The following is a 25,461-nucleotide window of genomic DNA, read 5'->3' on the forward strand; positions in this document are numbered from 1 at the left end:
TCCGGTTCACAGCAGTCGCTGCAGGATGCCATCGGTGAGTTCGGGACCGAGGTCCTCGAAGGTCCAGCCGTCGCGACTGGCCGCCTGCGTGGTGGTCCAGAAGAGCATGGCACTGCCGTCCGGGGTACGGGCGAGTTCGCCGTAGGCATGGCTGTTGCCACCGTTGTGCCAGGCCACCGGCTCGTCGTCGTGATCGGTGATGACCCATCCGTAGCCGTAATACGTGTCGTCCGGCTCCTCGCGGACCCGGGGCTCGAAGAGCTGTGCCTTGGCGGCGTCGTCGAGGACGTCGTCACCCCGCAGGGCGAGATGCCAGCGGAACATGTCGCGCGCGGTCGAGAGCAGTCCGCCGTTGCCACGGAGGTTCCAGTAAGGGCCGTCCTCGGCCCACGGGTGGTCGATCGGGCGGCCCCGGGGGTTCCCCTCGTCGTCGAACTCGACGGCGACGTCGAGCCTCGACCAGTCCGGAAGGACATACCCGGTGGAGGTCATCCCGGCCGGACCGAAGAGATGCTCAGCGAGGAACTGCTCGTACCCGGTGCCGGATGCGATCTCGATAATCGCGGCCAGCAGGCCGTAGCCGAGGTTCGAGTACGCGTAACTTGTACCCGGCGTCGACTGCAGCACCGAGTCCATCGCGGCGTCGATCAGGTCGTCGCGCCCGACCGGGTCGTAGTCGTCGCCGAGACCGTCGACCAGCCCGGAGGTGTGCGTGAGCAGGTGTTCGATGGTGATGCCCTGCTTGTCCTCGGGCACGGCATCCAGGTAGGTGCCGATCGGGTCCGAGACGTCCAGCTCCCCGAGCATCTGGAGCCTGAGCACCGCGGCGGCCGTGAACTGCTTCGTCATCGACATCACGTCCACGACCGTGTCACAACCGAACGCCACATCCCCCGTCTCGTCCGCCGAGCCCCAGCCTTCGCACAGGACCAGGTCATCGGCCTGAGCGGCGACGACCACGCCCCGGGCGTCCGCGGGCACCGTCTCCGCCACGAACGGCGCGATGGTGTCCGGTCCGCCCGGGCCGCAGCCGACCAGCAACGATGCCGACACCGCGACCAGGACTGCCGCGGCGCTGACCCGAGTCGTTGCGCGCCTTCGCACGTATGGTGCTCCGCTCACTAGGAGATGGTGATCTGGTCGGGCAGCGCGTCGAGCAAGATCAGGACACCGGCGATGCCGACGATCCAGCTCGCAGCACTGCGGGAACCGGTGGCGATCCTGCGCTGCCACCGTTCGAGTCTCTCCTGCATCCGCTCACGCAGGATGACCCAGGCCAGGTACAGCACGACGCCGGGCAGGATCATGATGATCACGTAGGCGCCGAGCAGCGGCAGCCACGTGGCCGGCTCGAGGCCGGCTGAGGTCATCAGACCGACGGCGGCGAAATAGGGCACCGCGGTGTAGAACTCGAAGAGCCAGGTGCCCAGCCCCAGCAACACCATCGCCGGCACGGTGGACGTCCTGGCCCGGACCGGGGAGCGCTCGGTCTTCCTGCTCGGGATGAACCAGCTGCCGATGAACAGCGACAGGCCGATTCCACCTTGTACCCAGCGCCACACGACCGGGTCGCTCACGGGTGCCAGGGCGGCCAGGCCCAGCATGAGGAGCACGCCGAGCACGAAGTAGGCGACCGCGACGGTGCCCAGGTAGACGGCCAGCAACAGACCGGCGCGTCGGGGCCGGGCGATCAGGAGGTAGAGCGTCACTGCGACGAGCGCGGGGCTGAGCATGTCCAGGAGGGCGAGGCCGAGCACGGCTCCCACCGTGACCATCGACACGGGCTCGCCCCTCCTGGTCGGGTCGACACAGCGATCCGCTGCGCGCACGCATGCTAACACGCCCGTGTTAGCATCGGCCATGCCCCGCCTTGTCGACCACGCCGAGCGCCGCGCCGAGATCGCCGAGGCGGCACTGCGGGTCGTTCTGCGAGAAGGGCTCGACGGCGTAACGGTCCGGGGCATCGCGACCGAGGCCGGCTGGTCCACCGGCTCCCTACGGCACTATTTCGCCAACCAGCACGAACTCCAGGCGTACGTCATGACGGCCGCCACCGAGACGCTCCGGAACCGCGTGCTCCCGCGTGTGCAGCGACCGCGCACGTCCGGCTCCGCGGTCGAACGGGTTGTCTCGATCGTCGCGGAGATGCTCCCGCTCGACGCGCAGCGGCACGAGGAGTACGCACTGTGGGCGGCCGTTACCGAGTGGGAGCGCCGACACCCACCCGCGGGCGGCTCGCGGACGTGGCACGACCAGCGCGCCCTCTACCGCCAGTGCGTCGCGGCCCTGCGCGGGCAGGCGACCACCCGCCGGCTCGAGGACGTCGGCCTCCCCCACCCCGATCCGGAGGTCGAGGAGTGGGCCGCCGTGCTGCACACCTTCGTCGACGGGCTCGCGTCACAGTTGGTCAACACCCCCGGTGCGGTCAGCGCCGAGACCGCCGGGGACCTCCTCCGCGCCCTGATGCGCGCCGTGCCGCCCGCGCGCCGGTCGAGCTAGTGGCATTCAGTGGCGCCGGAACTCGGGCTGGTCGAGGGCGCGCAGCCGGCTGCCATCTGACTGTCGGCGCAGGACCTGTGCACGGGCGCCGGCGCCGTCCCGTGCGAAACGCTCGTTCCACCGACCGTCAGCCATCGTCGTTCGGTGGCGCCACCGCCAGCCGTACGGCGACGCGGAGTCCACCATCGGCCAGAGGTGTCAGCGTGAGAGTCCCGTCGTGTGCCTCCGTGATGCTTCGGACGATCGCGAGACCGAGGCCGACCCCCGCATGGTCGGTGCGAACGCGCTGGGCGCCGCGCTGGAACGGTTCGGTGAGCGTGGCGACCTGCTGTTCGGTCAGCCGCGCGCCGGTGTTCTCGACGATGAGCACCACGGCGTCCGGCTCACGGCTCGTCGTGACCCACACTGAGCCGCCGTCGGGCAGGTTGTGGACGATCGCGTTGTGCACGAGGTTGGTCGTCATCTGCAGCAGCAGCGCGTGCGAGCCGACCGTGGGGGTCAGGTCGCCGGACGTCTCGATGGTGAGGCCGCGTGCCTCGGCGAGCGGGAGCAGCGTCTCCGTGGCCTCTTCCGCGATGAGGGACAGGTCGACGTGCCCTCGGCCGAACGAGCGTTGGTCGGCGCGGCTGAGCAGGAGCAGTGCCTCGGTCAGATCGATCGCCCGGGAGTTGACGAAGTGGAGTCGCTCGACGAGGGCGCTCGTGTCGGAACCGGGGTCGTTGCGGGCGACCTCCAGGAGGGTCTGTGTGATCGCCAGCGGGGTGCGCAGCTCGTGGGAGGCGTTGGCCGCGAACCTCTGCTGCTCGGCGACCTGCGCTTCGAGCCGGCCGAGCATGGTGTCGAACGCGTCGGCCAGCTCACGGAACTCGTCCTTGCGGCCGTCCAGCCAGATCCGGTGGGAGAGCGACCCGGTCGCCGCCTTCCGGGTGGCTCTCGTGATGCGAGTCAACGGCGCAAGCATCCGGCCGGCGAGCAGCCATCCGCCGAGGAGGCCGAGGACCAGCAGGAACACCAGCATCAGGGCCGCCCGCGGGGCGAACGCGCGCAGCAGGTCCGAACGGTTGGGGACGAAGGGGCCGCGGGTGTCGATCGGCCCGTCGGGCACGTAGCGCAGCAGGAACGCCCACACCACCGCGAGCAGCAGTGTGCTCGCCAGCATGAGGAACCCGGCGTAGCTGAGGGTGAGCTTGAGGCGAACGCTCAGGCCGGGCTCCCTAGGCACGCTCGCCTCCCGTGGCGCCCGCAACCGGTCCGGCATCGATGCGATAGCCGACGCCGGGCACCGTCGCGATCAGCCAAGGTTCTCCGAGTCGCTTGCGCAGCGCCGAGACCGTGATCCGCACGGCATTGGTGAACGGGTCGGCGTTGGAGTCCCAGGCACGCTCCAGCAGTTCCTCGGCGCTGATCACCCCACCCTCGGCGCCGACGAGTACCTCGAGCACGGCGAACTGCTTCCTGGTCAGCGCGACGTAGCGGCCGTCCCGGTAGACCTCGCGACGGAACGGATCCAGCCGAAGGCCGGCGATCTCCCGCACCGGCGGTCTGCTGTGCGCGCGCCTGCGGTCGAGCGCCCGGAGCCTGAGGACGAGTTCGCGGAGCTCGAACGGCTTGGTCAGGTAGTCATCGGCACCCAGTTCGAACCCGGTGGCCTTGTCGTCGAGCCGGTCGGCGGCGGTGAGCATCAGGATCGGCATGCCGGTGCCGGAGGCGACGATGCTGGTGGCGACCTCGTCACCGGATGGGCCCGGAATGTCGCGGTCGAGGACCGCGATGTCGTAGGTGTTCACGGCCAGCAGTTCCAGGGCGGCGTGGCCGTCTCCGGCGATGTCCGCGGCGATCGCCTCGAGCCGGAGCCCATCGCGAATGGCCTCCGCCATGAGGGGTTCGTCCTCGACGACCAGCACGCGCATGGTCTCGATGCTACGAGGCGACGCATATTGCCGGCGTATCGAGATCCACTTACGGGCTGACAACACCGCACCGCCTTGACTTGTCGCATGAGTCAAGTGACAGCAGACGCGAGGGCACGCAGGCCGCACCGGACCGCCGTCGGGCTGGTCTTCGGGCTGGTCGTCGTCGTGGCCGCGCTCATCGGGGCCTTCGTCGATCAGCGGGGACCGACGCCGGCGCCGTCTCTCAGCGACATCCTTCCCGGCGACCAGGGCCGCCCCGTGACCGAGGTCGATGGCGCCGTCACCGGTGCCGACGGTGTCCTGCCCGACGGCGTGACGGTCTTCGACGATCAGTATCCCGGCGTGGCCAACCTCGACCCCGAGCTGCTCCAGGCGCTGCGTACGGCGGCGAGCGACGCCGGTCACCGCGGCATCGAGTTCAACGTGAACAGCGGCTGGCGCTCTCCCGATTACCAGGACCAGCTTCTGCGCGACGCGGTCGCCGAGTACGGATCCCAGGCCGAGGCCGCACGATGGGTCGCGACCGCGGACACGTCACCGCACGTGTCCGGGGACGCCGTCGACCTCGGTCCCTACGACACCATGGACTGGCTGTCCCGGCACGGCGCGCAGTACGGACTGTGCCAGATCTACGGCAACGAGCCCTGGCACTTCGAGCTGCGCCCCGAGGCCACCGACCATGGCTGCCCGGCCATGTACGCCGACCCGACCGAGGACCCGAGGATGTAGCCCTACTCGCGCGGGAGCAGTCTGGCCGTGGGCAGCGGCGGTGCCGGCAATGGTGCCGGCTGGCCGGGCGGGAACTCGCCGAACAGGGCCGGCTTATCGGCATCCCTCGGATCGGCGGGCTCGAAGCCGAGCTCGGCCTGGTAGCGACGCCGGTACTCCACGATCTCGTCGTGGTCGCGCCCGATGAAGTTCCACCACATCACGATCTGTTCGCCGAGTGGGACACCACCCAGGAGGATGACCCGGACCTGCGCGTCACCGGCCGTGATGACCAGCGTGTCGGATCCGGGCGGGGCATAGGCGAGAGAGCGATGATCGACGACTTCCGTATTCACCGTGACCGCACCGTTCTCAGCGAGGACGGCGTGTTCGAAGTCAGCGCGCACGGTCAGCCGCGCGGTGGCGCCGGGCTCGAGCGTCAGTTCGGCACCGAGCAGGTCAGGCGTGCGCGTATCGACCGGGGAGACCGAACCGAGGAGCGCCCCGACGAACACGCGTGCCGTGATCCCGGGGAGTTCGACCGGCTCCGGGGTGTGGTGCACGAACGCGTTCTCGGTGAACCGGGTCTTCTCCGGGAGCGCATACCAGAGCTGCACGCCATGCAGGTTGCTCGTCGCGCCGTCGCTGAGCTCCTGATGGGTGATGCCCCGGCCCGCGATCATCAGGTTGAGCTCGCCCGGCACGACTGCGGCCGCATTGCCGCCGGAGTCGAGGTGCTCGATACGCCCGGTGAACAGCCAGGACACCGTGGCAAGACCAGTGTGGGGATGCCGCGGCACCTGCATCCCACCGGTCGCCGAGACGTCATCGGGACCGTAGTGGTCCAGGAAGCACCACGCCCCCACCAGTGACCGTCGCCGCTGCGGGAGGGTTCGATACACGGTCATCGCGCGCGGGCCACCGAGGGGCACGAGGCGTGGCTCGAGGATCTCCGTCGCCGTGCAGGGCTCCCCGTCGTCCAGGACCGCCATATCGGGGCGTGCGTCGAGGTTGCTCATCGGATGACCCTTCCGTCGGCGCCCCGTGCACGCACCGGATGTTGACTGAGGATGGAGATCCGGTTGAACGCGTTGATCGTGACCGCCACCCACTCCGCAGCGACGAATGCCTCCTCGCCGAGCACCGATCGGGCACCCAAGAGATCAGCCTCCGAATCCTCGGTGACGGGCAGCGATGCGGCGGCTTCCGCCACCGCGAGCACGGCCCTCTGCCGATCATCGAACACGTCGGTCTCCCGCCACACCGGCAGCAGGTCCAGCTGCTGCTGCACGATGCCTGCCTGCCTCGCCTCGCGCGCATGCAGATCCACGCAGAACGCGCACGCGTTCATCTGCGACGTGCGCAGCTTGATGAGCTCGGACTCCTGGCTCGACAGACCCCGCTCCAGCACCGCCGCACGGATCGCCGACGAGAACGCTTCCGCAGCCTGCCACGCCTCGGGCATGACTTTGTCCAGGAACGGACGCATCAGTCTCCTCCTCCGTAGGCAACGCCCAGCCATGGCGGTCGAGCACTTGCCGCACTGATCTTGAACACCCTACGAGTTCCTGCGCCGCGCCAGCGCGTGGACGCCGTTCGACGGCGGAGGGCAACTTCTGCGGCTGCCCTCCGCCGGTCGACGTCCTACTTGTTCAGGAATGCGCTCAGCGCCGCGTTGACCTCGTCGGCGTGCGTCCAGAGCAGGCCGTGTGGAGCACCCTCGACCTCGGTGTAGTCAGCCTCGGGGAAGGCGGCATGGAAGCGACGCCCGGTGGCGTCGATGGGCAGGATGTTGTCCTTGGTGCCGTGCAGGATCAGGGACGGTTTCCCGCTGGCGCGCACCGCCTCGACGTCAGCCCGGAAGTCCTCGATCCAGGACGGCACGACCGCGTACGCAGCGACCGGTGCGCTGCCGGTCGCGACGTTCCAGCTGCCGGTGACGGCCTCCTGGCTGATGCGGGAGCCAAGGTTCTCATCCAGGTTGTAGAAGTCCTTGTAGAACTGCGTGAACCACGCGTACCGATCGCCCTTCGCCGCCGCGGCGATGCCGTCGAAGACCTCCTGCGGGACGCCGTCGGGGTTGTCGTCGCGTGCGACGAGGAACGGCTCGAGCGAGGCGAGGAACGCAAGCTTCGCCACGCGCTCGTGGCCGTACCGCGACACGTAGCGCGCCAACTCCCCCGTACCCATGGAGAAGCCGACCAGCACCACGTCACGAAGGTCCAGGGTCTCCAGCACCGTGTTCAGGTCCGCGGCGAACGTGTCGTAGTCGTAGCCGGACCCGACCTTCGACGACTGCCCGAACCCACGGCGGTCATAGGTGATGACCCGGTAGCCGGACGCGAGGAGTTCACGCGTCTGACGTTCCCAGCTGTGCCCGTCCAGCGGGTAGCCGTGGATGAGGACGACGGGCTGACCCGAGCCCTGGTCCTCGTAATACAGGTCGACCGGCGCGCTGTTCTCGTTCCCTACGGTGATGAATCCCATGATCTGTCCTTTCGGTGTCTCAGCCGGCCCAACGCCGGCCGCGTGGTGCGGATGGAGAACTGTGGTTGGCACAAGGTCACATAGCGGCGACATCGCTGACCACGGTGACTTGGCCGCCGTCACCGGGGTCGGGATCAGGGATGAGCGATTCCGGATCGACGAGGTAGACCTCGTGGCCATCCAGCGTGAGCCGACGCACGACCTCCAGCAGCATCCGCCGCGCCACATCATCGATCGAGTAGACCATCGTGAGGTCAAGGGCCACCCGGGCTTCCGGGGGCGCGGTGTCCACGGCCTCTCTGACGATTCGCTCGGCTCCGGCGAAGCGGATCCCACCCTGCAGTTGGAGGACCCGGATCGCGCTCGGCCCAGCACCGACGACGTGGTTGGATCGCACGACAGCTCGGGCAGCGGCAGGAACCTCCATCACGTGCAGCCCCATGTCGGATGAGAATCGTTCGAAGAGTGACACCCCGCGAACGCTGTTCCCATGGCGATCCAGTCGAGGTGAGAACGTGGCGATGCCGATCTGACCGGGAAGCGCGCCGATCAGGCCGCCCGCAACCCCGCTCTTGGCGGGAATGCCGACCTGGGTAGCCCAGTCGCCGGCCGCGTCATACATTCCGCAGGTGGACATGACGCTCAGCACCTGACGGACCACGGGTTCAGGTGCCACCCGCACGCCCGAGCGGGGGTTCACCCCGCGGTTGGCCAACGTCGCCGCCATCATCGCCAGGTCTCGCGCGGTGACGAGCACGGAGCACTGGCGGACGTAGCCCTCGACCACGGCGCTCGGGTCCTCGGTGAGGATGCCGTGACTACGGAGCATGTGTGCGATGGCGAGGTTGCGGTGCGCGTGCTCCATCTCGGACGCACACACCGCGTCATCAACCCTCAGCCGACGTCCGGCGAACTCCGAGAGACCGTGGACCACGCGCTCCACTCGCTCGGCCGGACTCAGGTCCGCCGAGCCGGCCAGCGCATGAGTGGTGATCGCACCGGCGTTGATCATGGGATTGAGAGGGCGTCCGGTGCCCGGTTCTAGGGAGATCTGGTTGAACGCCTCTCCCGAGGGCTCGACCCCGACCTTGGCGAGCACTGGGCCGAAGCCGCGGTCAGCCAGCGCCAGTGCGTACGTGAACGGCTTGGAGATCGATTGGATCGTGAACTCGGTGTCGATGTCACCCGCACCGTAGAGCTCGCCGTCAACGGTGGCGAAGACCGCACCGAGCCGCTCCGGATCCGCTGCCGCGAGTTCGGGGATGTACCCAGCGAGTTCTCCGCCGGTGTCCGGCTCGACGTGGCGGAGTACCTCGTCGAGGTAGTCGGGAATGACTGATCGCATCTGCGCTCCCCCAGCGGGCCCGGCGGCCGCTCTCAGGCCCCGGCCCGGGTGGCTCGTTCGACCAGAACGAGATCTGCGGGTCTCGGTCGCCGGAACACGCCCCCGTCCGCGACGAACTCGTCGCCGTGCCTGCTCAGATGGCGAGCGAACAGCGGGCAGACGGGCACCACGGTGAGGTGTTCGCGGATGCTGTCCGCGAGTGCCTCACGGACCAGGAGCCCGGCCAGACCGCGGCCGCCGAACTCCTCGGCCACCTCGGTATGGAAGAAGATCCGTTCGCCGGCCACGTCGGGAGAGTCGACGAAGTCGGCCCTTCCGGCGGGAGACCCGTCGGCGACGCTCACGGCATAGGAGCCGATCGGACTGGCGGGATCCAGCCTGATCGTCACCGACGCGCCGGTCCTGTCTGTCAATCCTTCAGTCATCTGACTGTCCTTTCGGTTGAGTGTCGGTTCATCCTCGCTCCGCCGAGCGTGGCTGGAGCGGGGCTGTTGACGAGTTCGCGGAGCCGGTCGGCATCGACGTTCGCGCCGAAGGCGGGAGCGCCGGGCTCGAGCCGGGCTCCCGAGGCGAGGTCACCGACGGCCACGGCGTCGAAGCCGAGTGCGTCGATCAGTGCCGAGACCACCGTGACGTCCTCGGGCGAGTCACCGGCGACCGCGATCGCCTTGCGCCCGGGGGCAGCGGCGGGCCGTGCCCCGTCCTCGAGGTCGTGGTAGCCCATGTGGTTGAGTGCCTTCACGACGCGCGCGTCCTTGAGGAACGTCTGAACCTGCTCGCTCGACGAGGTGGCCGGCGGCACGACCTCGTCCCGAGCGCCATCGACCTCCCACCAGTGATTCATCGCGTCCACGACCACCTTGCCCTGCAATTGAGGGACCGGGAGATGACGGTGCTTGCCGAGCGGGAGCGCGAGGATGGCGACGTCGGCGGCCTGCGCGGCCTCGGCCGGCCACACGGCCCTCGCGCCCGGGGTGAGGACCTCGGTCGTGAGCGCGATCCGCGCGGGGTCACTCGATCCGGCGATCAGGACTCGATAGCCGGCGGCGACCGCCAGGCGTGCCAGGACGGTGCCGAGCTTCCCGGCACCCAGAACGGCGATCGTTGTGCCCGGGCCGGTCACCGTCCCGACCCTGCCGTGACAGCGGGGCGCTCGGCGAGTATCTCGCGGACCCGCGGGATCACCTCGGTCCCGTACAGCTCGACCGAACGCATCCGGGCCGTGGCGGACACGGCACCGGCCGCGGAGTAGATCATGTCGAACCGGCCGGCATCGAGCGCCCGGATCGCGTGGGCGATCCTGTTCGCGACCGTCTCGGCGGAACCGACATAGAGCGACCCGCGTTCCACCTCGGCGTCGAACTCCGCCCGGCGGATCGGCGGCCAGCCCCGTAGCGCCCCGATGCGGTCCCGGATCTCCCGGTAGCCGGGGTAGAACAGCTCCTTGGCCTCCTCGTCGGTGCCGGCGACGAATCCGGGCGAGTGCATCCCGACCGGCTGTGCGGTGGTGCCCAGTTGCTCGCTCGCCCTCCGATACAGGTCGACGTACGGCGCGAACTGCTCGGGGGTGCCGCCGATGATCGCGAGCATGAGCCGGAACCCGTAGTGGGCTGTGCGGATCACCGACTGCGGTGACCCGCCTACTCCCACCCACGTGTTCAGTCTTCCCGACTCGGTCTTGGGGTACACGTCCGCCTCTTGCAGTGCGGCCCGGGTGGTGCCCTCCCAGGTCACCGGCGTCTCGTCGAGGAGTCGGTGGAAGAGGTTGATCTTCTCCTCGAACAACACGTCATAGTCCTTCAGGTCGTACCCGAACAGCGGGAACGACTCGGTGAACGAGCCACGGCCGAGGATCACCTCGGCGCGTCCGTTGGAGAGCGCGTCCAGGGTCGCGAACCGTTGGAACACGCGCACCGGGTCGTCGGAGGACAGCACCGTCACGCCCGAAGCGAGCCGGATCCGCTTCGTGGCGGTCGCGATACCGGCCAGAACCGTCTCCGGGCTGGAGATCGCATACTCCGGCCGGTGGTGCTCACCCAGAGCGACCACGTCGATGCCGACCTGATCGGCCAGGACGGCCTCCGCCACCGCGGCGCGGATCGCCTGCGCATGCGAGACGACCTCCCCCCGATCATCACGGGGTCGGTCTCCGAAGCTGTCGATCCCGAACTCGATCTGTGGAGCATCCATCGTGTGCCACTTCCGTTCAATGTGATTGACACGTGAATCATGCGGCCAATATGATTCACATGTCAACCACTGAGGAGGGGCGATGGGCACGATGAAGCGTCGGAGCGTCCCGACGAGCGAGGAACTCGCGATCTGGCGGGCACACATCGAGACGTTCGAGATCGTCCGCGCCCGGATCGAGGCCCGCTTGCACCAGGACTCGCAGCTGTCGAGTGGGGACTACCGGGTGCTCCTCGCACTGAGCGAGGCGGACGGAAAGTCGATGCGGTCATCGGAACTCGCCGCGCACATCCAGTGGGAACGCAGCCGCCTGTCCGGTCAGCTCGGCCGGATGGAGCGACGTGGGCTGCTGCGCCGCGAACCGTGTGCGGAGGACGCCCGCGGCGCGAACGTCGTCCTCACCGACGAGGGCGCCCGCGCCTTCCGCGCCAGCACGCTGCCCCATCTTCGGGCGGTCAAGGAGGTCTTCGTCGATGCGTTCGCACCGGAGCAGCTCGCCCAACTCGGCGAGGCCACCGGGGCGATGCGCAGCCATTTGAACCTCGACGCCCGCCCCTGATCCGGCGAACTTGTGGCAAGGAGGAGCCGGCAGCGGACGGCCGACCGAGCCGTCGTCCTCGATGCGCCGACGGCGTGGGGCGGCTGGGCGTGCGGCCGGGCCAACTCCTGGCAGATGCTCGACGTCACACGTGACCCGATCGACGTCACTCCCACCGCGCACTAGTCGATGGGCTGGGTCCACCCCGAGGACCACAGTTGAGCACACGGCTGGGCTCGCCACGCAACTGCGGTCCCTCGGAGCCATCCGAGACGCGAACTTGTCGATCGTCGATCGTCCCATCCGCTCGCCTTGTCGTGGATGTCGGCCGCAAGCCGATCCGGTTCCGAGGTATCAGGATCTCTCGGGGCCATCGTGGCGCTGGTGCAACTGTTCCTCAGCCTGGTCGTTCTCACGCCACTCGAACTCGTCGACGTCGACGCCCTGGAGTTCGAGAATCCGATCGAGCTTGGCCTCCAGTCGGTCGTCACTTTCCTTGGACTGCGACGACCCCCAGAAGAAGAACAGAGCAAGACCTGCCGCTTGCCAGAGGAGTTGGAGGAACTCCGACTGCCAGTTCTCGAAGGTGGAGGACAGGAACTGTGGCCAGAACTGGTCCCATTGGAAGGCCTGGCCATGTTCGGCGGCGTCGTTGCGGACTTCGATGAGCTGGAACGTGAACTGAGCCGCCCAGGACACGAGGAACAGACCAGCAGTGATGATGCCGAAGGAATATGCGGTGAAGAATCCAGGCCGACGGCGATCGGGCTTGTGCGCCATGGTGAGCCTCCCAACGATGCGGTATTTTCGATCACGCACCTGCGATCCTGTCCCAGCTCCGTCGCACCCGCGACCGCAGACGCGAACCGCGCGGATGCACTCCGGCTCTGCGTTTGCCTGGTTGGGGGCGGCGCTGACAACGACAAGACTGCCGTTCGGAGTCGTCACCACACCTGGCAGCGGTACCACCCCGCGTTGGTGGCGCACGCGTTGGCGACGCTGAGGGCCACCTGTCCTGGGCAATGACCGACGGCGAGGCCGAGCAGTTGCGTGGTCCGGCTGGCCCAGCAGTCTTGGGACGCCGGCGCGCTCGCCGGAGGCCGAGGCTCGCCGTCGGGCTTGCCCTGCACGCCGCGCACCGACGGTTCACCGGCGCGCACCATTGAAGCGAACGGATCCGAGGTGCGCACCCGGTCAGCACGCGATAGACACGTGGACGGCACGCGTCGCAGATCGTGGGAGGGCGAACCGGATGAACACCATGGAACTGACCGATCTGTGGTGGAAGAACGCAACCATCTACTGCCTCGACGTCGAGACCTACCTCGATTGGGACGCCGACGGCGCGGGAGACTTCAAAGGCCTGGCCCAACGGCTCGACCACCTGACCAGCCTTGGCGTCAGCTGTCTGTGGTTGATGCCGTTCTACCCCGGCGGCGGCAAGGATGACGGCTACGACGTCACGGACTTCTACGGCGTCGATCCGCGGGTCGGGTCGTTGGGCGACTTCGTCGATCTGATGCGACTCGCCAAAGAGCGCGGACTGCGGGTGATCGTGGATCTTGTGGTCAACCACACCTCGGATCAGCACCCGTGGTTCCGGTCGGCCCGTCGGTCCAAGGACAGTCCGCATCGGGACTATTACGTCTGGCGTGCGGACGAGCCACCGGACACCTCGGCCGAGGTGGTCTTCCCTGACCAGGAGGACGGCATCTGGGAGTTGGATGACCGCACCGGGGAGTACTACCTCCACCATTTCTACCGGCACGAACCGGACCTGAACGTGGCCAATCCCGTGGTCCGGCATGAGATCGCCAAAGTGATGGGCTACTGGCTTCAGCTCGGTGTCAGCGGCTTCCGGGTGGACTCTGCCCCGTTCTTGATCGGGGCCATGGACGGCGCCGGCGGCAAGGGTCCACTGGATCCCCACGGGTACATGAAGGCGCTCCGTTCGTTCCTCAACCGCCGATCCGGCGAGGCGATCCTGCTCGGGGAGGTGGACCTGTCGTACCCCGAGCAGTTGGAGTACTTCGGCGGATCCCAGGGAGATGAACTGACCATGGTGTTCGACTTCAACCTCATGCAACGCACCTACCTGGCGTTGGCCCGACGAACCGCGACGCCTATCAGGGAAGCACTCAAGGCTCGCCCGGACATCCCGGCCGAGGCACAGTGGGCTACCTTCCTGCGCAGCCACGACGAGCTCACATTGGACCTTCTCTCCGAAGCGGAGCGCCAGGAGGTCTTCGACGTTCTCGGCCCCGAGGAGGATATGCAGATCTACGGCCGGGGTTTGCGCCGTCGCCTGCCCCCGATGCTCGAAGGCGACGAGCGTCGGATACGTCTCGCGTACAGCCTGCCCATGTCGATGCCTGGCACGCCTGTGCTCTTCTATGGGGAAGAGATCGGCATGGGCGAGAATCTCGAGGAGCCGGATCGATACTCGGTGCGCACGCCCATGCAGTGGGGGCCAGGGCCGTTCGGCGACTTCTCCAGAGCCAACACGCGGCGCATCCGGCGTCGGCCACCGAAGGGCTCGTTCGCCCCGGAACACGTCAACGTCGACTCCCAGCAGAAGCGTCCGGATTCGCTACTGGCGTTCTTCACCCAGATGATCCACCGCCGCCACGCCTGTCCCGAATTCGGCTTCGGGCGCCTCGAACTCCTCGAGACCGGCACCGAGCAGGTCCTGGCTCACCGGTGCTCCTGGGACGAGGGCAGCGTGCTCGCCCTCCACAACCTCGGTCCGGACGCCCTGACCGCGACGTTGCACCTGCCCGATGCTGCGTCCGCCGTTGTGGCGGATCTCTTCGGCGGTGACGACATCGATCTCGATGAGCGCGGTCACGCCGGCGTCGAGATGCAGGCCTATGGCTACCGCTGGCTTCGGATCAAGCCGCCTGGGCGACGGTGACCCGTGCAGGAGGGTGCGGTCGGGTCCTGATCGATGAGGTGGACCCACGACGCCCACGCTGCAACGGCACCAGGCCGTCGGCGCCAGGCGTCCAGCCGCGACGATGCATGCCCAGCGCGCCGATCGACGTCCGAGCGTGTCGAGTTCGCCGGAGAGTTCGGCCCGCGCGGGCGCCGAACGTCATGGTCGCCACCACGTACAGGGTCGTGCCCAGATGGATGCGACGGTAGGCGAAATCTGCTCGTCGCCGGCGAGGACCCTCGTGAAGTCGCCGTGGACCACGACGGGAAGAACATGCCGCAGCGCGATGTGGCGCCGGTAGTGATGGAAGCCGCGTCGAGCCGCCTGCACGTGCCGGCGTCGATCTTCACCCGGGACCGGTGGCGAAGGGCGGACACCGGTGGGATCGTATGGACACGGAACAGAGTGAACCCTCCGAGCAGCCATACGAGGGCGCTCAGGACCCGGACGCCGATCCCGAGCAGTTGACGTCTCGCCAGATCGCCCAGCAGCCCGACCAAGCCGAGGACGACGACGATCCCGCAAAAGGATGGCCAGTGAACCGGACCGCGTCCCACCCGGATGTGCGCCGTTGAGAGGAAGGATTCCCGTGGCAATCTGCGACACCTGCGGCAACGACTACGACAAGCCCCTCACAGTCACCCGAGGCGATGTGAAGGGCACGTTCGACAGTTTCGAATGCGCGGCACACGCGTTGGCACCGGCATGCGCGCACTGCGGCTGCCGGATCCTTGGCCATGGCGTCGAGACCAACGCGGCGATCTACTGCTGCGCGAACTGCGCCAGGACGGCCGGCGAGAACGCACTCGCCGACCGCGCGTGACGCGACTCAGAACACCGGCATCCCGCCGGTGACCCCCAACACCGTTCCGGAGACGTAGCTCGCCTCGTCGCTGGCCAGATACACGAACGCGGTGGCCACCTCCACCGGCTGCCCGACGCGCCCGAGGGGCGTGTTCTTGCCGAGTCCCTCCACGTCGGCCGCCTTATGGCTGACCGGCTGGATCGGCGTCCAGATCGGACCCGGCGCCACCGCGTTCACCCGGATCCCGCGGGGGCCAAGTTCGGCAGCGAGGTTCACCGTGAAGTTGTTCAGCGCCGCCTTGGTGGCTCCGTAGTCGAGTTGTGGCTGGGATGGTTCGAAGGCCTGGATCGAGGAGGTGTTGATGATGCTCGCTCCCGCACGCATGTGAGCCACGACCGCCTTCGTCAACCAGAAGGGCGCGAGGATGTTCGTCCCGAAGACTTGCTCAAGTTGGCCGTCCGGGTAGTTCGTGATTCCGCCCTCGACGGCGAACCCGACACCGGCGTTGTTCACAAGGACGTCGATCCCGCCCAGCACCTCAAGGGCTGCCGCCGCCAGATCCACGTTGGCCTGCGCATCACGTTGGTCGCAGGGAAGTAGCGCGCACTGGCGTCCGGCGGTCTCGACGAATCCACGGGTATCCTCCGCGTCCTCCTGCTCAGCTGGCAGGTAGGCGATGGCGACATCGGCGCCCTCCTTGGCGAACGTGATCGCGATGGCCCTTCCGATCCCCGAGTCCCCTCCCGTTATCAGGGCCCGCTTGCCCCGTAGCCGGCCACGTCCGATGTATCCCTCCTCGCCGTGGTCGGGGTGGGGCCGCAACTGCTGGGTCGACCCCGGCCACCGCTGTTCCTGGGCCGGGATGTCCCTCACGGACTCGGTGTCGACGGAGTAGGTCTCGGTCGGTTCGCTGTGATTGCCCATATCTCAGTCCCTCTCGACTGCCGCGCAGATGCGTCCCGCTCAGGCGGTCTGAGCGCTGTGCTCGCCCTCGGCCAGTTCCTCGACGAGCTTGCTGTTGAAGGCGGGCAGATCGTCCGGCGTGCGACTGCTCACCAGACCCGCATCCACGACCACCTCTTGGTCGACCCACGACGCGCCCGCATTCGTGAGGTCGGTACGAAGACTTGGGTAGGACGTGATCGTGCGCCCCTTCAGTACGTCGGCCTCGGTGAGGATCCACCCGCCGTGGCAGATCACACCGACCGGCTTGTGCTGGGCGAAGAAGTCCTTGACGAAGGCCACCGACGCGTCGTCCAGTCTCAGGTGGTCCCCGTTCACGACACCTCCGGGAAGGACCAATCCGTCGAAGTCCGCCGCCGAGGCCGCCGCCGACGTGATGTCCACGCGTGCTTCGTGCCCCTTCTTACCCGTGATCGCAGCCGTCTCCGGCGAGACAAGCTGCGCCTGCGCGCCCGCATCGGTGACCGCGCCCCATGGGCTCGTCAACTCGCTGTCCTCGAAGCCGTTCGTCGCCAGGAAGGCGACCCGCTTTCCGGCAAGATCAGCCATGATGCCTCCTTCGTTCGTCGGTTCGTTCCACGCTAGGTGCCGAGGGTCGCTTCCGCGACTGGGCTCAACCACGCACCTGGGACTGTGGTGGGACGCTCGGCCGGGCTGGGGTCAGGCGAAGCAGCCGGACGCCGGAGCCGCGCACTCCGATGCGCCGCCCGGTGCTGCACCGCCCTTCGAGTTCGTCGACCAGGAAGTGCAGGGCCCTCGAGTCCGAGAAGGTGGTCTGACTCAGGTCGATCGTCATCTCGGCCTCGGGGTCCTCACCGTCGAGCACCTCGATCAGGAGTTCGGCAGCGCTCACCGAGAGGGGCCCACTGACATCGAGGGTCACCTGGCCCTCGGCCTGATGGATGCACACCTGGGCGCATGCAGCACCCTCATCGCGCTTCATGATCACCTCCAGCCATGGTCGTCCGTTGCCTTCGCCGAGACTGCATGCGACATTCGGCGGCGGTCTCGGCGCGGCTGACCAGATCCGCAGCATCCGCCTCATCGGCGGCGAAAGCCACGCCCACTTGGGCGTCGAACGGGAACGTTCCCTCCCAGCGAGCCAGGCATCCGAGGTGCCAGGTGACGGCATCGGCCACGTTCATGACGTGCATGAGCGAGCCGGGACACCTCAGGGTGACCGAGCGGGCACCGGCCGCGACGCTCAGCCCTGGAAAGTACTCACGGAAGAAGGCGGCGACGTCGTTGGCCACGGACTGAAGTGCCGTGGGCAGGTCCTCGCCCGCCTCGCCTCGAAGGCGAAGCCCGATGTGGATCACCCCACGCGAAGCGTCGACCGACCATGCCTGGCCCGTGCCTGTCATCGACTCTGCTGTGGTCACGACACTCCCCGAACTCGTGGAGTTGCCGGGGGCAGGAGCAACGGACGACTGATTGCACCGGAGGGCTGCAACGGCGCCTGCCTCCAGAACTGCGATTACGGTACACCGCGAGCACGGACGCTGCCAGACATGCCTGCCGGTCCAACCGCATGGACCTTACCGCCGGGCCCGCACGCTCTCCTGGCATCGGCAGGCGGGCTCGAACTCGACGCAGCGCAATATCATCGCAGTGGCGTAGACCGGCCGATCCACGGCACGGCCGGAACTCGGCGGCCGCTGTCACGACTCGTGAGATCCCTGGCGCTGGTCCGTCGGTCTCCCGCAGTCGCGGAAGCTCGGCGGGATCACGGATCTCATCGGCGAACAGCATCGATTCCAGAGGTCAGCACCCCACCCAGCGGACGGAGCGCCGTCACGTACTGCTTGGACCGCATCACGAACTCGGCGATCACGATGCGGAACAGCCAGAAGGGCCGGATCTCTGCGATCCGGCCCTTCGTCTGTGGAGCTAGGGGGATTCGAACCCCCGACCTTCTCATTGCGAACGAGACGCGCTACCAACTGCGCCATAGCCCCAGAACGACGTTCAGATTACCACCTCGGCAGCGCTCGCTGCGACGCCGCGGACGTGGCCGGGATCACTGTCCGGACGCGCGGCGGCGGGCCAGCACGGCCTGCAGGTTCATCGCCGGCGTGGCCGGTGCCTCGGCCCGGGCGGCCTCGTCCACGGGCGCCTGGGCAGGCGCGGCCGAGTCCGTCCCGGTCGCGGCGACCGCGGTGTCCTCGGCGTCCGCCTCGAACGCCGCGGGTGCCTGCTCGTCCTGGGACTCGAACTCAGTCTCCAGCGGAGCAACTTCCCGACGGCGGACGGCCGGCTTGAGCGTGTAGGTGGGCACGGGCACGGGTACGGGGGTCCAGCCCTCGCCCTCCGGCAGCGCCGGTCCGGCGCGGTGGGTGACGGCCGGCTCCTCCGGGAGCAGGGAGGCCGGGTCGACATCGATGCGCAGGCTGGGCCGGGTGCCCGCGGTGGCAGCCGAGCGCGCCGGCTCGGTGCGCTCGCCGGCACCGTCGGGGGTGGACGCGGTCCGGGTCCGCTCCGCCTCGCCGTCACGGCGGGCGGCCCTTGCGTGCCGGACCGGTGCCTCGGAGCGGTCGATCGTGCCGACGGGGGCGAACGGGTCGCCGGTGTCCCGGGTCACCTCGGCGCGCCAGCGGGCGTCGGCGACGGCGGCCTTGGCCGAGGCGCGGCGGCCGGCGACCACGACGGCGACCAGGAAGACGGAAGGCGCGACGGCGGCGGCGACCGGAAGCGACGCGACGGCGAACAGCGTCCAGGTCACGGCCGTGACGCCGAGGAGCAGCAGGGTGAGGGCGAGGCGACGGCGGGCGGCCGCGGCTCGGCGGCTCGCGGCCGCGGCGCGGGCCGCCCGGGCTGCGGCGGCACGGCGCGCGTCGGCAGCCACGAGCCGATCACGGTGTGCCACTGGCGTGTGCATGGGTGCCTCCGGTTGTTCGATCCGCGGGCGATGGACGTATCCGCGGTTACTGCGCTCAGCCTTCGGTTCGGGTCGGTCTCCCGCCCTCGCCACCACTCGGAGGTCCTCGGAGAAGCGGTCCTCGACCCGGGAGTCGAGCACCACCTGCCTCGACCGGATCACCGACGGCAGCAGGAAGGCGAAGAACATGATGAGGATCGCCGTCACTGCATACCCGCCGAAACTCACATCCCGACGGTAGAACGCCCCGGTGTCGCCACCGGCGAGCGGGCTCGGCGTGTCGCGGAAGATCAGCGCAAACGGGCCGCCAGACCCCCCTGCGCCTCCTCGACCGTGAGCGCGAACGACCGGTGGTCCGCCCAGGTCCCGTTGATGTGCAGGTACTGCCGGCGGACCCCCTCGTCCCGGAAGCCGAGCTTGGCGACCACGCGCAGGCTCGCGGCGTTCTCCGGGCGGATGTTGATCTCCACGCGGTGCAGCCCGAGCTCGAAGAAGCAGAAGTCGGTCGCGAGGGCCACGCAGACGGGCACGATCCCACGGCCGGCCATGTCCTCGGCGATCCAGTACCCGATGGTGGCCGACTGCAACGAGCCGCGAGTCACCGAGGAGATCGTCAGCTGCCCGACCATCTGCTCGCCCACCTCGATCACGTAGGCGTACCCCTCGCCGCGCCGGGCGGCCCGGTTCTGGCTGCGCACGTACTGGGCGAACGTGGGCCGGAAGGCGGCCGCCTCGGGCGAGGTGGCCTCCCAGGGGCGCAACCACGCGGCGTTGCGCACCCGGAGCTCGTCCCAGGCGACACGGTCGCGCAGCCGCAAGGGACGCAGTCGGATGTCCCCCGAGGCGAGGTCCATCAACTCTCCAGGACCAGGCAGTGCAGGTCGGTGCCCGCGTCGACCCTCGTGGTGTCCTCGGCGACCACCGCGAGCGCATTCGCCCGGGCCATCGCGGTCAGCAACAACCCACCCGGCGGGCCGACCGGCGTGGCCAGGTAGCCCTGGTCCGGCGATCCCACGAGCGCGACGGGCACGAACTGGCGCCGACCCTGCGGCGACTCCCACGCCGTCGCCATCTGCGCGGACACGGTCGGCCGGTAGATCTCCACGTGCCCGGCCATCGCCAGCAGCGCCGGTCGCACGAACACCTCGTAGGCGACCTGCGCACTGACCGGGTCGCCGGGCAGGCACAGGATCGGCGTGTCCTCGCCCACCACCCCGACGCCGAACTGCCGCCCGGGTGCGATCGCCACGTTGTCGAACCGGACGGTGCCGAGCGGGCTGAGCACCTCCTTGACGGTGTCGTTGGCGCCGTAGCTGAGGCCGCCGGTGGTGATGATCAGGTCGGCGCGCACGAGCTGGTCCTCAAGCGTCTCCCGCAGCGCGCCCCGCTCGTCCGGCACCGCGGCCACCCGGAACGTGGTGCCTCCGGCATCCTGGACGGCGGTGGCGAGAGCGTGGCCGTTCGCGTCGAACACCTGCCCGTCGGCGGCCTTACGGCCGGGCGCGACGAGTTCGTCCCCCACGGAGATCAGCACCACTCGCGGGCGAGGGTGCACCGGCACGCGCGAGCGGCCGAGCGCCGCGAGCAGTGCGATCTGCCTCGCGCCGACCCGCACCCCCGAGGCCAGGGCGATCTCGCCGTCGTGCAGGTCCTCGCCGGTACGGCGGATGTTCTCGCCGACGGCGCAGGTCGCCCTGATCGTCACGGAGGCACTCCCGGAGTCGGTCGCCTCGAGCGGCACCACGCAGTCGGCCTCGGCCGGAACGGGGGCACCCGACGCGATCCGGACGCAGCTGTGCGCGACCAGCCGGGTCGGGTCGGTCTGGCCGGCCCGGACCTCGTCCAGGACCCGCAGCACGACGGGCCGGTCCGGAGCGGCGCCGTCGATGTCGGCGAACCGGACGGCGTACCCGTCCAGCGCCGCCAGGTCGCGGCGGGGCAGGTCCGCGGACGCCGTCACATCGGTCGCGAGGACGCACCCGACGGCGTCGTGCAGCACCACGTCGAGCGGCGGTAGGGGGCGAAGGAGCTCGAGCACGGCGGCCAGGTGCTCGGAGACCGCCTTCATCGCCGGACGCCGGGCCGAGCGTCGATCGTTGCGTCGAACATGATGCGAAGGCTAGTAGATGCCAGGATCCCTCTTCGCCATCAGCGAATCGGTGGCGAGATGTCTCCGGGGCCTGACAAGGTGGAGGCATGTGGTCAGTGGCGAACACCCTCCCCCGTGATGGTCATCTGGAAATGGAGGACGCCAAGCAGATCATGCGTGATTCCGTGCGGGCGCACCGAACGGAACGTTCCGACCGGGAGCGCCGTGAGGCCGCCGAGTCGATCGCCGTCCACGCCGCCGAACTGCTCGACGGCGTGCGGTGCGTCGCCACCTACGCGGCCCGGCGGACCGAGCCGGACACGGCCCCGCTGATGGACGTGCTCGACCGGGCCGGGATCTCGATCCTGCTGCCGATGCTCGGGCCGGGTCTGAGCCGCGACTGGGCCCGGTACCGGCCCGGAGACCCGCTCGAGGTCCGGGCGCCCGGACGCCCGCCGGACCCGGAGGGCCCGGGCCTGGGTGCCGAGGCGCTGGCGGAGGCGGACCTGATCCTCACCCCCGCGCTGAGCGTGGACGCGGCCGGGAACCGGCTCGGGCAGGGCGGCGGCTGGTACGACCGCGCGCTCGCGCATGCCCGCCCGGACGCACGTGTCATCGCCATTCTGTTCGATGACGAGGTCTCCACCGAACCGCTGCCGGTCGCCGCACACGACCGCCGGGTGGACGGCGTGCTGACCCCGAAGGGGCTGATCCACGCCGTCCAGTGAGCGGGCGGACCGGGTCCGACCCGCTCCGGCCCCGGTTCAGCCGGGTGGCGTGAGCGTGAGCGTCCGGTCCTCCGCGGCCTCGACGGCGGCCCGGGTGAACGCCCACGGGTACGGCTCCCCGGAGACCCACCGCTCGAACTGGTCGTCGTAGTTGTCCGAGGTCGGGTGCCCGGAACTGCCGAGGAAGTTCTGCCATGTCGAGGCGTCCGGGTCGGCGAGGTCGATCACCATCCGCATGGACGGTCCGGCGGTCACGGACAGGTCGGCGTAGCCGCCGACCCAGGCGCTCGCGTCCCAGCTGGTCGCGTTGACGGATGAGCTGCCCCCGCCGACCTCGCGCGGGTCCGGGTTGAAGTAGTCCGAGACGATGCCGGGCACCCCGGCGCCACCGCCGAGCAGCGCGTGCGTGGGGGCGATCTGGTGGGACCGGCCCCAGCGCCAGTCGTCGGGGTCCTTGCCCTGCGAGACGGTCAGCTGCGCGCGGGCGTCGACCAGGGCGAGTCCGAGGATCTCGTCCCGCTGCTCCACCACGGTCAGGGTGGCCCGGTCGTCCCACCACGGGCTCGCCTCGTCCTCGAGCAGGTTGCGCACGACGTCGAGCGAACTGCTGCCACCGCTGGGCCGCTGGGCCTCAGGCACCTGGTCCCAGAACGTGAGCCGGAGCAGGTTCGTCCAGACCGCGGCGAAGTATGCGGCCGCGGGCGAGTCCGGGTCGTTGACGTAGTCCCAGTCGTCGAGGAGGTCGACCGCCTCGGCCACGAAGTCGTCCTGGACCCGGATCCGCTGCAACACGGGGACGAGCATCTGCGCGTACGGGTTGACCTCGTCGAGCTGGATCCGGGTCATGTCCGCTGTGGTGAACGGCTCGCCGGCCTCGATCTGTGCGGTGATCAGGTCCCGGATCCGCTGGGCACGGTACCCCCGGTCGACATCGGTGGCCAGGTCCGGCGTGTTCCCGGGCGAGGTCACTGCCTGATTCGCCGTGACGATGAAACCCTCCGCCGGGTCGGTGACGGACGGCATCTCCTCGGACGGCACCAGACCCTGCCAGTCGTAGGCAGGATCCCAGCCGAGCCGCGGCCAACGGCCGTCGGAGGGCACCACCGCGCCGGCCACGTCCGCCCGGACCGGCATGGCGCCGGCCGCCTGGTAGCCGATCACGCCGTCCGTGGTCGCGAACACGAAACTCTGCGACGGCGAGTCGTACATCGCGGCCGCCTCGGCGATGTCGTCGGCGTCTGCGGCGCGGTTCATCGCGAACAGGGCGTCCGCCGTCCGACCCGGTGTCAGCGCCGTCCAGCTCAGGGCGATCGCGTATCCGGACAGACCGGTCGGCGGGGAGCCGTCGGGCAGCGGCAGGTCACCGGCGGCCCGGGTGCTGTCGATCGCATCAGAGACGATCGGCCCGTGCGGCGTGGAGCGCACCGCGATCGTGACGTCGTCACCACCGTTGACCTCGATCACCTCGGTGCGCTCGACGAGCGGGAGTCGGTCCCCGGCCCGCAGGTAGGTGCCATCGGAGTACACCCGCTCGAGGAAGAAGTCGCTCGCGTCCGAGGTCAGGTTCGTCAGACCCCAGGCGAGGTCCGTGTTCTGACCGATGACGACCCCGGGCAGCCCGGAGAAGCTGTATCCGGCGACGTCGAACGGGCAGTCCTCGGACCGTTCGTTGCAGTGCAGGCCGACCTGGTACCAGATCCCGGGTGCGCCGAGGCCGAGGTGCGGGTCGTTCGCGAGCAGCGGCTGCCCGGACTCCGTGTGCTCCCCCGAGATGACCCACGAGTTCGAGCCCAGGCCGTCGCCCGCGCCCACAAGGGCCGGGATCGCGTCCAACGCGGTCTGCGCTGCGCCGGCCACGTCCCCGGCGGCGACACTTCCGGTCGAGTACGGGTCGTGCGTGACGTCGGCACCGGCGTCCGCCTCGCCCTCGCTGCCACCGGTCAGGTCCATACCCTGGCTCTGCGACTCCTCCGCGGCGGCGGCCTCCTGCTGCGCGACGACCTCCGCGGCCGTGGGCAGGATCGGCAGGTTCCTCGAGCTGTCGTAGGAGGGGTACAGGGCCTCGACCATGTCGAGGTCCCCGACCTGGCCATAGATCGCCGACCGGGCGAGCTCGTTTCCGTAGTTCGAACGCAGGTCCCAGGCCATGGCCTTGAGCCACGCGAGCGAGTCGATCGGGTCCCACGGCTCGATGGAGTCCATCTGGACGGACATCCCGAGCACCGTGTACTCGAGCCCGAGCTGGCTGGGCTGGCGGCCGTCCAGATAGGCGTTCACGCCGTCGGCGTAGGCGCTGAGATAGGAGCGGGTCCCCGGGTCGAGCAGGTCCCACTCCTGCTCGGCGACCTGGCGCCAGCCGAGGGTCCGGGTCGCGATGTCCGCTTCGAGGGCCGCCTCATTGGCGCCAACGAGCTCGGACAGCCGCCCCGCGGTCACGTGGCGGCGGTAGTCCATCTCGAAGAACCGGTCCTGGGCGTGCACGTACCCCTGGGCCATGAACAGGTCCTCGGCGCTGTCGGCGTAGATCTGCGGAATGCCGAGTTCGTCACGAATGACCTCGACATCACCGGTCAGTCCGTCGAGTTGCTGGGTGCCGCCGAGACTGGGCAACGGACGGCGCACGAAGGTCACCGTGGTGATCACCCCGGCGACGAGAACGACGACGAGGAAGACGGCCACGGCCAGAGCGATACGTCGAGCAACGGAGATCCCAGCCACGCTCCGAGAGTAACGGCCGTCCGACGGCGCGCGAGGCAACGCATCGCGGGCGCGTAGAATGAGCGATCGGGTCGGCGACGCGCCGGCCCGATCGCCTGTTGGTTATCCCGGAGGACCCTGTGCCGACCTACGCCTACGCCTGCCAGAACTGCGGCCACGCGTTCGACATCTACCAGTCCTTCAGCGACGACGCGCTCACCGAGTGCCCGAACTGCCACGAAGTTCGGCTGCGCAAGGTGTTCTCGCCGGTGGGTGTGGTCTTCAAGGGTTCCGGCTTCTACCGCACGGACTCGCGCGGCACCTCGACGTCATCGGAGGGCGCGGGCAAGAGCGAGGCCGGCTCGTCCTCGAAGAGCACGTCGTCGTCGGACTCGAGTGGATCGTCGTCGGGCGGTTCGTCATCGGGCGGTTCCTCGAACGACAGCTCCTCGAACGGCAGTTCCTCGAAGACGTCGTCCTCGGGCGGTTCCTCCTCGAGTTCCTCCTCCGGCAGCGGCAGCAAGGCCCCGGCTCCCGCCGCGAACTGACGCCCGCGCAGAACTGACGCCCCGCGCAGTCCCCGCTCTGCGACCCCGAGGGCTGCCAAGGGGCGCTTCCCGGCATGCACAGGCCCCGACGTCCGGCCGGCGCGTCCACAGGCGCGTGCAGGGCCGGTCGGTGGCGAG

At 69.1% G+C, this 25,461-nt stretch carries 27 protein-coding genes, 1 tRNA gene and 1 pseudogene; 7 read left to right on the forward strand and 22 right to left on the reverse strand.

Translation table 11 applies throughout. From position 1 onward, the window contains the following. Window positions 1–6: 6 nt before the first annotated feature. Together KCQ71_RS23175 and KCQ71_RS23180 are read right to left on the reverse strand one after the other, a co-directional pair. On the reverse strand, window positions 7–1,122 hold the full coding sequence (locus tag KCQ71_RS23175; RefSeq protein WP_223410923.1) for a serine hydrolase domain-containing protein: 1,116 nt from the start codon (window positions 1,120–1,122) through the stop codon (window positions 7–9). After that, on the reverse strand, window positions 1,122–1,775 hold the full coding sequence (locus KCQ71_RS23180) for a GAP family protein (RefSeq protein ID WP_223411210.1): 654 nt from the start codon (window positions 1,773–1,775) through the stop codon (window positions 1,122–1,124). Before KCQ71_RS23180 ends, KCQ71_RS23175 begins: the two co-directional genes overlap by 1 nt. 85 nt (window positions 1,776–1,860) lie before the next feature. Here KCQ71_RS23180 and KCQ71_RS23185 point away from each other — a divergent pair, with 85 nt between their 5' ends. Continuing rightward, complete coding sequence (locus KCQ71_RS23185; RefSeq protein ID WP_223410930.1) at window positions 1,861–2,499, forward strand: TetR/AcrR family transcriptional regulator; 639 nt, start codon at window positions 1,861–1,863, stop codon at window positions 2,497–2,499. A 127-nt stretch (window positions 2,500–2,626) separates the two neighbouring features. Here the strand turns inward: KCQ71_RS23185 and KCQ71_RS23190 are convergent, their stop codons facing one another. Beyond that, complete coding sequence (locus KCQ71_RS23190; RefSeq protein ID WP_443683203.1) at window positions 2,627–3,703, reverse strand: sensor histidine kinase; 1,077 nt, start codon at window positions 3,701–3,703, stop codon at window positions 2,627–2,629. A 10-nt stretch (window positions 3,704–3,713) separates the two neighbouring features. After that, entirely contained in the window at window positions 3,714–4,409 is a 696-nt protein-coding gene (locus KCQ71_RS23195; RefSeq protein WP_223410934.1) for a response regulator transcription factor, read from the reverse strand. A gap of 87 nt (window positions 4,410–4,496) precedes the next feature. Between KCQ71_RS23195 and KCQ71_RS23200 the strand changes: the two genes are divergently transcribed. Continuing rightward, window positions 4,497–5,141: a M15 family metallopeptidase gene (locus tag KCQ71_RS23200; protein WP_223410936.1), complete on the forward strand. Its 645-nt coding sequence runs from the start codon at window positions 4,497–4,499 to the stop codon at window positions 5,139–5,141. Window positions 5,142–5,143: 2 nt separating this feature from the next. Here KCQ71_RS23200 and KCQ71_RS23205 read toward each other — a convergent pair whose 3' ends face one another. The 7 genes from KCQ71_RS23205 to KCQ71_RS23235 all read right to left on the reverse strand — a co-directional run bounded on the left by KCQ71_RS23205 (window position 5,144) and on the right by KCQ71_RS23235 (window position 11,142). Then, complete coding sequence (locus KCQ71_RS23205; RefSeq protein WP_223410942.1) at window positions 5,144–6,139, reverse strand: pirin family protein; 996 nt, start codon at window positions 6,137–6,139, stop codon at window positions 5,144–5,146. Next, the gene (locus KCQ71_RS23210; protein ID WP_223410944.1) at window positions 6,136–6,609 is read right to left on the reverse strand and encodes a carboxymuconolactone decarboxylase family protein; all 474 of its coding nucleotides are present in this window, start codon (window positions 6,607–6,609) and stop codon (window positions 6,136–6,138) included. The genes KCQ71_RS23205 and KCQ71_RS23210 overlap by 4 nt, the downstream gene beginning before the upstream one ends. Before the next feature lie 155 nt (window positions 6,610–6,764). Further along, entirely contained in the window at window positions 6,765–7,607 is an 843-nt protein-coding gene (locus KCQ71_RS23215; RefSeq protein ID WP_223410946.1) for an alpha/beta fold hydrolase, read from the reverse strand. Between the two features lie 76 nt (window positions 7,608–7,683). Further along, window positions 7,684–8,952: a glutaminase gene (locus tag KCQ71_RS23220; protein WP_223410948.1), complete on the reverse strand. Its 1,269-nt coding sequence runs from the start codon at window positions 8,950–8,952 to the stop codon at window positions 7,684–7,686. A 32-nt stretch (window positions 8,953–8,984) separates the two neighbouring features. After that, the gene (locus KCQ71_RS23225; RefSeq protein ID WP_223410950.1) at window positions 8,985–9,377 is read right to left on the reverse strand and encodes a GNAT family N-acetyltransferase; all 393 of its coding nucleotides are present in this window, start codon (window positions 9,375–9,377) and stop codon (window positions 8,985–8,987) included. Continuing rightward, complete coding sequence (locus KCQ71_RS23230; RefSeq protein WP_223410952.1) at window positions 9,374–10,075, reverse strand: NADPH-dependent F420 reductase; 702 nt, start codon at window positions 10,073–10,075, stop codon at window positions 9,374–9,376. Before KCQ71_RS23230 ends, KCQ71_RS23225 begins: the two co-directional genes overlap by 4 nt. Beyond that, window positions 10,072–11,142, reverse strand: coding sequence for an LLM class flavin-dependent oxidoreductase (locus KCQ71_RS23235; protein WP_223410954.1), 1,071 nt, complete (start codon window positions 11,140–11,142; stop codon window positions 10,072–10,074). The genes KCQ71_RS23230 and KCQ71_RS23235 overlap by 4 nt, the downstream gene beginning before the upstream one ends. Window positions 11,143–11,224: 82 nt before the next feature. Here KCQ71_RS23235 and KCQ71_RS23240 point away from each other — a divergent pair, with 82 nt between their 5' ends. Continuing rightward, entirely contained in the window at window positions 11,225–11,701 is a 477-nt protein-coding gene (locus tag KCQ71_RS23240; RefSeq protein ID WP_223410963.1) for a MarR family winged helix-turn-helix transcriptional regulator, read from the forward strand. A 333-nt stretch (window positions 11,702–12,034) separates the two neighbouring features. On the opposite strand, the gene KCQ71_RS23245 is transcribed toward KCQ71_RS23240, so the two are convergent. Beyond that, window positions 12,035–12,460: a DUF6766 family protein gene (locus tag KCQ71_RS23245; RefSeq protein ID WP_223410965.1), complete on the reverse strand. Its 426-nt coding sequence runs from the start codon at window positions 12,458–12,460 to the stop codon at window positions 12,035–12,037. 472 nt (window positions 12,461–12,932) lie between these two features. Here KCQ71_RS23245 and KCQ71_RS23255 point away from each other — a divergent pair, with 472 nt between their 5' ends. Further along, window positions 12,933–14,594 (forward strand): alpha-amylase family protein, encoded by a 1,662-nt coding sequence (locus KCQ71_RS23255; protein WP_223410967.1) that lies wholly within the window; start codon window positions 12,933–12,935, stop codon window positions 14,592–14,594. A 610-nt stretch (window positions 14,595–15,204) separates the two neighbouring features. Next, window positions 15,205–15,438: a metallothionein gene (locus KCQ71_RS23260; RefSeq protein WP_223410969.1), complete on the forward strand. Its 234-nt coding sequence runs from the start codon at window positions 15,205–15,207 to the stop codon at window positions 15,436–15,438. Between the two features lie 6 nt (window positions 15,439–15,444). On the opposite strand, the gene KCQ71_RS23265 is transcribed toward KCQ71_RS23260, so the two are convergent. The 8 genes from KCQ71_RS23265 to KCQ71_RS23300 form a co-directional block, all read right to left on the reverse strand. After that, window positions 15,445–16,344, reverse strand: a complete 900-nt coding sequence (locus KCQ71_RS23265) for an SDR family oxidoreductase (protein WP_223410971.1) — start codon at window positions 16,342–16,344, stop codon at window positions 15,445–15,447. Between the two features lie 39 nt (window positions 16,345–16,383). Next, window positions 16,384–16,932, reverse strand: a complete 549-nt coding sequence (locus tag KCQ71_RS23270) for a type 1 glutamine amidotransferase domain-containing protein (RefSeq protein ID WP_249423429.1) — start codon at window positions 16,930–16,932, stop codon at window positions 16,384–16,386. Between the two features lie 64 nt (window positions 16,933–16,996). Next, window positions 16,997–17,326, reverse strand: a complete 330-nt coding sequence (locus KCQ71_RS23275; protein WP_223410973.1) for an STAS domain-containing protein — start codon at window positions 17,324–17,326, stop codon at window positions 16,997–16,999. Next, window positions 17,313–17,765 carry a hypothetical protein gene (locus tag KCQ71_RS23280; RefSeq protein ID WP_223410975.1) on the reverse strand — a complete coding sequence of 151 codons (453 nt, stop codon included), beginning with the start codon at window positions 17,763–17,765 and terminating at the stop codon, window positions 17,313–17,315. The genes KCQ71_RS23275 and KCQ71_RS23280 overlap by 14 nt, the downstream gene beginning before the upstream one ends. Window positions 17,766–18,268: 503 nt before the next feature. Next, window positions 18,269–18,341: transfer RNA gene (locus KCQ71_RS23285), tRNA-Ala, on the reverse strand. A 62-nt stretch (window positions 18,342–18,403) separates the two neighbouring features. Next, a complete protein-coding gene (locus KCQ71_RS23290; RefSeq protein WP_223410977.1) occupies window positions 18,404–19,489 on the reverse strand; it encodes a hypothetical protein in 1,086 nt (361 codons plus the stop codon). Window positions 19,490–19,551: 62 nt separating this feature from the next. Further along, window positions 19,552–20,115, reverse strand: coding sequence for a GNAT family N-acetyltransferase (locus KCQ71_RS23295; protein ID WP_223410979.1), 564 nt, complete (start codon window positions 20,113–20,115; stop codon window positions 19,552–19,554). Beyond that, window positions 20,115–21,329: a molybdopterin molybdotransferase MoeA gene (locus KCQ71_RS23300; RefSeq protein WP_223410981.1), complete on the reverse strand. Its 1,215-nt coding sequence runs from the start codon at window positions 21,327–21,329 to the stop codon at window positions 20,115–20,117. The genes KCQ71_RS23295 and KCQ71_RS23300 overlap by 1 nt, the downstream gene beginning before the upstream one ends. 128 nt (window positions 21,330–21,457) lie before the next feature. Between KCQ71_RS23300 and KCQ71_RS23305 the strand changes: the two genes are divergently transcribed. Beyond that, window positions 21,458–22,078, forward strand: a complete 621-nt coding sequence (locus KCQ71_RS23305) for a 5-formyltetrahydrofolate cyclo-ligase (protein ID WP_223410988.1) — start codon at window positions 21,458–21,460, stop codon at window positions 22,076–22,078. Window positions 22,079–22,114: 36 nt separating this feature from the next. Here KCQ71_RS23305 and KCQ71_RS23310 read toward each other — a convergent pair whose 3' ends face one another. Continuing rightward, window positions 22,115–24,796 (reverse strand): penicillin acylase family protein, encoded by a 2,682-nt coding sequence (locus KCQ71_RS23310; protein ID WP_223410990.1) that lies wholly within the window; start codon window positions 24,794–24,796, stop codon window positions 22,115–22,117. Between the two features lie 119 nt (window positions 24,797–24,915). Here KCQ71_RS23310 and KCQ71_RS27800 point away from each other — a divergent pair. Then, window positions 24,916–25,011 (forward strand): annotated as a pseudogene (locus KCQ71_RS27800) (FmdB family zinc ribbon protein); the annotation flags it as partial. Window positions 25,012–25,073: 62 nt separating this feature from the next. Here KCQ71_RS27800 and KCQ71_RS27805 read toward each other — a convergent pair. Further along, a complete protein-coding gene (locus tag KCQ71_RS27805; RefSeq protein WP_308116692.1) occupies window positions 25,074–25,382 on the reverse strand; it encodes a hypothetical protein in 309 nt (102 codons plus the stop codon). Window positions 25,383–25,461 lie beyond the last annotated feature (79 nt).

This window comes from Occultella gossypii, assembly GCF_019947135.1.
GTDB classification, from domain to species: domain Bacteria; phylum Actinomycetota; class Actinomycetes; order Actinomycetales; family Beutenbergiaceae; genus Occultella; species Occultella gossypii.

Excerpts from the sequence above, each read along its gene's own strand:
- KCQ71_RS23245 (WP_223410965.1), bottom strand. The coding sequence starts at position 12,460 with ATGGCGCACAAGCCCGATCGCCGTCGGCCTGGATTCTTCACCGCATAT.
- KCQ71_RS23265 (WP_223410971.1), bottom strand. The coding sequence starts at position 16,344 with ATGGGCAATCACAGCGAACCGACCGAGACCTACTCCGTCGACACCGAG.
- KCQ71_RS23200 (WP_223410936.1), top strand. The coding sequence starts at position 4,497 with ATGAGTCAAGTGACAGCAGACGCGAGGGCACGCAGGCCGCACCGGACC.
- KCQ71_RS23275 (WP_223410973.1), bottom strand. The coding sequence starts at position 17,326 with ATGAAGCGCGATGAGGGTGCTGCATGCGCCCAGGTGTGCATCCATCAG.
- KCQ71_RS23210 (WP_223410944.1), bottom strand. The coding sequence starts at position 6,609 with ATGCGTCCGTTCCTGGACAAAGTCATGCCCGAGGCGTGGCAGGCTGCG.
- KCQ71_RS23205 (WP_223410942.1), bottom strand. The coding sequence starts at position 6,139 with ATGAGCAACCTCGACGCACGCCCCGATATGGCGGTCCTGGACGACGGG.
- KCQ71_RS23255 (WP_223410967.1), top strand. The coding sequence starts at position 12,933 with ATGAACACCATGGAACTGACCGATCTGTGGTGGAAGAACGCAACCATC.
- KCQ71_RS23300 (WP_223410981.1), bottom strand. The coding sequence starts at position 21,329 with ATGAAGGCGGTCTCCGAGCACCTGGCCGCCGTGCTCGAGCTCCTTCGC.
- KCQ71_RS23295 (WP_223410979.1), bottom strand. The coding sequence starts at position 20,115 with ATGGACCTCGCCTCGGGGGACATCCGACTGCGTCCCTTGCGGCTGCGC.
- KCQ71_RS23240 (WP_223410963.1), top strand. The coding sequence starts at position 11,225 with ATGGGCACGATGAAGCGTCGGAGCGTCCCGACGAGCGAGGAACTCGCG.
- KCQ71_RS23225 (WP_223410950.1), bottom strand. The coding sequence starts at position 9,377 with ATGACTGAAGGATTGACAGACAGGACCGGCGCGTCGGTGACGATCAGG.
- KCQ71_RS23185 (WP_223410930.1), top strand. The coding sequence starts at position 1,861 with ATGCCCCGCCTTGTCGACCACGCCGAGCGCCGCGCCGAGATCGCCGAG.
- KCQ71_RS23215 (WP_223410946.1), bottom strand. The coding sequence starts at position 7,607 with ATGGGATTCATCACCGTAGGGAACGAGAACAGCGCGCCGGTCGACCTG.
- KCQ71_RS23220 (WP_223410948.1), bottom strand. The coding sequence starts at position 8,952 with ATGCGATCAGTCATTCCCGACTACCTCGACGAGGTACTCCGCCACGTC.
- KCQ71_RS23270 (WP_249423429.1), bottom strand. The coding sequence starts at position 16,932 with ATGGCTGATCTTGCCGGAAAGCGGGTCGCCTTCCTGGCGACGAACGGC.
- KCQ71_RS23235 (WP_223410954.1), bottom strand. The coding sequence starts at position 11,142 with ATGGATGCTCCACAGATCGAGTTCGGGATCGACAGCTTCGGAGACCGA.
- KCQ71_RS23180 (WP_223411210.1), bottom strand. The coding sequence starts at position 1,775 with ATGGTCACGGTGGGAGCCGTGCTCGGCCTCGCCCTCCTGGACATGCTC.
- KCQ71_RS23305 (WP_223410988.1), top strand. The coding sequence starts at position 21,458 with ATGTGGTCAGTGGCGAACACCCTCCCCCGTGATGGTCATCTGGAAATG.
- KCQ71_RS23195 (WP_223410934.1), bottom strand. The coding sequence starts at position 4,409 with ATGCGCGTGCTGGTCGTCGAGGACGAACCCCTCATGGCGGAGGCCATT.